Here is a 1,382-nt window from a genome sequence, read left to right on the forward strand (position 1 = left end):
CAGGGTTAGCGCGTCTCAAACCCTATTGACAGGTGGATTCTAGGAGAGTGTTGAGTTTGGGAGAGCCGCCGCCAAGACAGAAACCATATACTGATCATTCATCGCGGCTCGCCGTGATTTTTGGCGAATACTGCGATGAAAAGATGTTTCTCGTTCTAAGGCATTGAGAGCAATCCGACGTAGTAAAGCAAAATTCTGTGGGCTGTGCAGAGAACGAATCCGACATTCATCCTCACCGAAAGTGACATCCAATGTCCAATGAACAGAATTTTCTATTCCCCAATGCTGTCGAATTGCACTACCAATTTTGTTAGCATCGCTGGTGAGACTAGTTATGTAAAATTGCACCTCCTGGGTAGTCTGATTCCAATGCTGAATCGAACGTACTACCATAACTACTGTTGTCAGACCAGCCCACAAATCTTGTTCATGAAGTGCAGAAAGTTGTGACACTGGTACGGTGTAAACCTGACGATTTTCGATGCGGTGATGTCCTTTTTCTATCCGTTGACTCATACTCACATCAACACCTTTAAATCCAAAGGACTGGGCTATTTCAAACCAATTCTTTACTTGCTGGTGCAGTGTAGGATGATTATCTTTTAAGCTCAAAATGTAATCAGAATCAGCCGCGATAATTTTCTGGGCAATCGATTTCTGTGTACCCATTGCATCAATTGTGATGATACAGCCAGATATATCTAGCATTTCTAATAGTGCTGGAATCGCGGTGATTTCATTGGATTTGTCACTCACCTTTGTTTGTCCCAAGACTAAACGGTGTTCACTTGACCAAGCACTGACAGTGTGTAATGCTTTTAACCTTGATTCTCGGTCATAGGAGCCTCTATGAGTTTTGCCATCTATGGCTACTACTTCTACTCCCAATTTCTCAATCAATGATTGAACCCACTGCCGAAAACATTGCTCAAATTCTTTGGGGTTAATTTTCTCAAATACTCTCCTAAAAGTATCGGGGCTGGGTATCCCGAATGGTAGTTCCAAAAACGTTTTCAACCACTCCTGTTTATTGAGTCCATACTCCTCAATATCTTCCCAACCTTCTGCACCTGCTATTACTGCCAAAATCGCTATGGTGATGATTTCGGTGAGTAAATGATATCTCGTCCTTTCTACTCTGGGGTCTTTTATTTCTGTGAAGTATTCCTGAAATTTATTGGTAATCTCAAAGCTATCTATGAAGGATGTAAAAGATGCTTTGGCTTTACTTTTCTTGTTCTCAAATCCTGCTGGCATTACTCGAACCTTGGGGCTAGATGGATTAAATCTTACCCTAGCCTGGATAGTGCCACTTTGTTTCTAACTTGATTGCTGATCAGGTAAGTCCGCTTGTCAATAGGGTTTGAGACGCGCTAACCCTG

The 1,382-nt window shown here is 42.3% G+C and carries 1 protein-coding gene; it reads right to left on the reverse strand.

From position 1 onward, the window contains the following. Nucleotides 1-39 precede the first annotated feature (39 nt). Nucleotides 40-1,257 (reverse strand): ISAs1 family transposase, encoded by a 1,218-nt coding sequence (locus V7K49_RS01390; protein ID WP_335204225.1) that lies wholly within the window; start codon nucleotides 1,255-1,257, stop codon nucleotides 40-42. Nucleotides 1,258-1,382: the final 125 nt, after the last annotated feature.

The organism is Nostoc sp., from assembly GCF_036919675.1.
In the GTDB taxonomy this organism is placed as follows: domain Bacteria; phylum Cyanobacteriota; class Cyanobacteriia; order Cyanobacteriales; family Nostocaceae; genus Nostoc.

Excerpts from the sequence above, each read along its gene's own strand:
- V7K49_RS01390 (WP_335204225.1), bottom strand. The coding sequence starts at position 1,257 with ATGCCAGCAGGATTTGAGAACAAGAAAAGTAAAGCCAAAGCATCTTTT.